Source organism: Sphaerochaeta sp. (assembly GCF_050256055.1).
GTDB lineage: Bacteria > Spirochaetota > Spirochaetia > Sphaerochaetales > Sphaerochaetaceae > Sphaerochaeta.
On the sequence record NZ_JBFWIJ010000054.1, the window covers coordinates 1 to 4,477 of the forward strand.

A 4,477-nucleotide genomic window follows, 5' to 3' on the forward strand; every position below is an offset into this window, starting at 1 on the left:
AGATACTTGTCCCTGACAATGCATCCACCGCCGTCAACCATAGGAACTACGACTGGTACTCGCCTGATCTGATTCGTTCCTACCAAGAGCTTGCCGAACATTACAACACTGCGATAATCCCAGCACGGATACGCCACCCAAAGGACAAACCCCATGCCGAAGGGGCTGTGAGTAACGTATCCACATGGATCACTGCTGCCCTGCGCAACGAACAGTTCTTCTCACTGACGGAACTTAATGCCGAGATCAGGCAAAAGCTGGAAAGGCTCAACTCAAAACCCTTCCAGAAAAAGGAAGGCAGCAGGTCGAGCCTTTTCCTTGGGGAGGAAAAATATCTGCTTTCACCGCTGCCAGCTGTTAGGTTCGAACTTGCAACGTGGTCACAACCCACAATCCAGTTCAACTACCATGTAGAAGTAGACAAGATGTTCTACTCCGTGCCTTTCCATTATATCAGCAATCCAGTTGAGGCGCGACTGACTGAACATGTCGTCGAGGTATTTCTGAAAGAAACGCATGAGCGCATTGCGTCCCACAAGCGGCTGAGAGGCCGTCCGGGACAATATTCCACCATTCTGGAACACATGCCGAAGGACCATCAACAGTATGTACAGTGGGATGGGGACCGCTTCAGGCGTTGGGCACAGCAGTCAGGAAAGTACACATGCGATGTGATCGACTACATCCTGTCCACCGCAAAAGTAGAGCAGCAGGCCTATCGCAGTTGCATGGGGATAATGAGACTTGCGGACAAACATTCAAGGGAGAAGCTTGAAGCCGCCTGCAGGAAAGCGATGGAGTGTTCCGGCAGGCCAAGCTACAAGAGCATCAAGGACCTCATCGCGACGTTGAGGCCGGAGGACCTTGCAACCCAGGAAAAGCAGGAGGGACCTCCAGGAAAGAAAAATCCTTTCAGCCTTGTAAGGGGATCCAAATACTATGGAGGTGCCCACAATGCTGATGAATGAAACAGTAGACAAGCTCATAGCAATGAGGTTTACCGCAATGGCAGACAGCTTCCGCCTGCAGATGGATGATCCCGGAATGAACGGAGTCAGCTTTGAGGACCGCTTCTCGATGATTGTTGACTCAGAATACACAAGGCGCAAGGACAACAGGCTCAAGAGACTAATCAGAAACGCTGATTTCGAGCAACCAGATGCATGCATCGCTGGAATAGACTACCATTCAGGCAGGATCCTGAACCGCAGCCTCATCTCCCGCCTTGCGACCTGCGAGTACATAACGGAGTACCGAAACATCTTCATCAGCGGGGCATCCGGAAGTGGGAAAACCTACATGGCTTGCGCCTTCGGGCTCGCCGCCTGCATGAAGTACTACAAGGTAAGATTCGTACGTCTGCCGGACATGCTGGTGGAACTTCAGGAAGCGGAGAAAGCAGGACTGTTCTCAAAGGTGATGAAGAAGTACGTGAATCCCACGTTGCTTATTCTGGACGAATGGCTCCTATCCCCGCTGAGCGACAATGAAACCAAGATTGTCTTCGAGCTAATCCATAAACGAAGAAAGAAATCTTCAACAATCTTCTGCTCCCAGTTCCTGGACGGAGGCTGGTATGCCCGTCTTGGGAGCGCCGACAACCCGCTGGCAGAGTCCCTGCTGGACAGGATCAAGTACGACGCATACAAGATCAACATACGAGCGGTTGATGAAAACCATGACAGGTCAATGCGTGAGCTCTATGGATTGAAACCTGAGGAATCGCAGTAAAGAGCCATTTGCTTCGACACCGCCTGTTTTGAGATGACTGAGGACACCCCATTCAGGCGGTTCCCCTATAGTTACCCTCAATGGCTCGGATTGATTTCCTTGAACTGGATTTGTGATTTCCTCTATATCGGACAGGCGCTTTCAGCGCACAAGAATATTCAATGTATGATGGGTTTTCTCTTCTCGTCAGGCATGGTTCGTCATTTGTACCACGGTTTCATAGTGATTTCTAGAAATATCCTTGGATGGAGCGGAAAGTGCCGCCTTCTCGTGCAACCATGGCTCTTGAATTCAGCATGTAACAACTTATTTCAATCGCGATACATCTTCCTCATCCAGCGTCAGCAACTCTCTTCTACTTGGAGAATGCGATACCTTTGCAAGCCTATTAGACTGGTTTTTTAATGCCTTCTCATACGCATTTCTTACCTCGCGAGCATTCGCGAAATTGTCTGATCTGGCATCATATAAATCTTGGAAATATTCTTTAAGAATGGTACTTGCACCAGGAGAAGGCGTATATCCGTCTTTCTTACAGAACACCTCGAAGATACGATACATATCTGATGCATTATAATCCTCGAAGTGAATAGTTGTGGTGAATCTTGATTCTAGCCCTGGATTAGAGGATAAAAAAGTCTGGATCAAGTTTGTATAACCAGCGACTATTACAACAAGATTCTTCCTGTGATCTTCCATCAGCTTCAACAAAGTATCTATAGCTTCCTTGCCATAATCGTCCTGATTGCTTTGATATAATGAATATGCCTCATCAATGAAAAGCACGCCGCCGATGGCAGACTTAACTACAGCTTCAGTTTTAATCGCTGTCTGGCCTAGATACTCTGCACAAAGTTTCGAGCGGCTCACTTCCAAAAACGTACCTTTCTTTAAAACTCCGAGTTCTGTATAAATCCTTCCAACTATCCTTGCTACAGTTGTTTTACCTGTACCTGGGTTACCAGAAAATACCAAATGCATTGAACCCATATCAGTCTTGATGCCTGCAGCTCTCTTCATTTGGTTCACTCGTACCTGGTTTACTATCGTATGTATTTCCTCTTTCACCCTATCGAGGCCTATCATGCCATCCAACTCTGCTAAAATCGATTGTAATCCCAGGTTGTTCTCATTATTCTTATTCATCATTTTTGGGGTGGCTGGCTCTTGCAATGACCCAGATGCTCCAATTTGAAGCGAGGAATTATCTACATCCTCATTTCTATTTTCTGGTTTAGATAGAGGTTTTTCTATGTTAGGTTTTTCATTTGCTTCAATATGAGATTTTGTCTCATTCCGAAATATAAATTCTTTTTTTACATGATAAGCTAGATTCTTTTGGATTCCCGCAACAATAGAATCAATAACGGTATTTGAATATTCGAAACCACGGTCTACAAGGCTAGCTAAAATCTTGCTAATTGCGACTCTGATCTCAACAAGTGTACGACCTACGAATGGGTCACTATGAACGGAGTCCCTTGTTATGTCATATAATAACTCATCACCATTGCTGTTGATGATCTTCAACTTAACCTTCCCTTCGTCGTATGATGACAAGAGACTAGTGTCATATTCAAAGTAAAAACAGAAGTCTTGCCATTGGGACTGCACAAAGAACTTTCTGTTTTCTTCCCAGGCTTTTCGTTTCCTCTCAATTCCAGCTTGCTTTGCCCTCTTTCTCTTTTCATCAAGGGCTTGTTGTTCCAGCCTTCTCTTTTCATCAAGGGCTTGTTGTTCCAGCCTTCTCTTCTCCTCAATTTCCGCTTGCCTTTCTTCCTCAACTTTCCGTTCAGCTTCTTCTTGTTTTTTCATCTCCTCTCTAATTCTTTGTTCAAGCTCTGCATTTTTAAGCATTTTTTCCTTAATTTTTATCCTAATCTTCTTAAGGTACGTAACTGATGCGATGATAAACAATAACAATGTAACTGATCCAAAAGTGATTTTGGAAGTTAGCGTCATACAATATCTTGATTCTGGTTCTGATACTTCTCCTTCGAGAAAGGCAATTGCACTAACCTTAGTATTGCTTGAATAAAGAATAGGTTCATTATATTTCTCACTCTTCACCGTTGGCGGCGAGCCATCTATTGTATAGAATATGGTTGCACTTGGTATATCAGAGGTAATTTTTATAACAGAAGATTGCTCAACAATTATTTTAGGCGGTTGCAATTTGATGTATGATACCTGATCTGAGCCGGCATAACCGATATAAGCCTTGGCTTTAATATAGTATGAACCAGTCAATTTATTTTCTTCTGAAGGAAGGTATTTCTTGCTTGTATTTGTGACTTCCGTTCCTTCTAGGCTATACCGAATGGTTGCACGTTGATCTTTCGCAGAAATTTGCAATGCTCCGTCATTTATTATAATCTCTGGAGGGGTAACCGATAAAGTATACCGCTTCTGTATTACTTCCGAAGAGGAGGTTCCTTTCCTGGCCTTCGCATGAACAACTGAGTGTTCAGGAAGAAGGAAAGGCCCTGAATAACTTTTGAACGCTCCCCCATTGATTGAGTAATAAATTATCACGTTCGGGACAGAGCTTACAATGGTTACAGGCTGATTTGAAGCTATAACACTTTCTGAAGGGAAGATTTGAGGAGCGGGGAGAACTATCTCGAATTTCTTATGAACAGTTTCAGAAGTTGAGTTGCCTAAAATTGCGGCAGCGCTTATAGTTGCGCTTTCAGTTATTTGGAATGGCCCTGTATACCTTTGGCTCACCTCTCCATTAATTCTA

Annotated in this window: 3 protein-coding genes; 2 read left to right on the forward strand and 1 reads right to left on the reverse strand. The window is 44.5% G+C overall.

Annotation, left to right across the window (positions count from 1 at the left end; all coding sequences use genetic code 11):
• Both AB7C91_RS13520 and AB7C91_RS13525 read left to right on the forward strand, forming a co-directional pair.
• A partial coding sequence (locus AB7C91_RS13520; RefSeq protein WP_428592318.1) for a Mu transposase domain-containing protein occupies positions 1-968 on the forward strand: 968 nt, incomplete at its 5' end.
• Complete coding sequence (locus AB7C91_RS13525; RefSeq protein ID WP_428592321.1) at positions 961-1,731, forward strand: ATP-binding protein; 771 nt, start codon at positions 961-963, stop codon at positions 1,729-1,731. The genes AB7C91_RS13520 and AB7C91_RS13525, both read left to right, overlap by 8 nt.
• Positions 1,732-2,037: 306 nt before the next feature.
• Here AB7C91_RS13525 and AB7C91_RS13530 read toward each other — a convergent pair.
• Positions 2,038-4,477: chitobiase/beta-hexosaminidase C-terminal domain-containing protein (locus AB7C91_RS13530; protein WP_428592324.1), on the reverse strand; the 2,440-nt coding region annotated here is incomplete at its 5' end.

What these genes read in the sequence shown, in the direction of transcription:
- AB7C91_RS13525 (WP_428592321.1), top strand. Translation starts at nt 961, where the DNA reads ATGAATGAAACAGTAGACAAGCTCATAGCAATGAGGTTTACCGCAATG.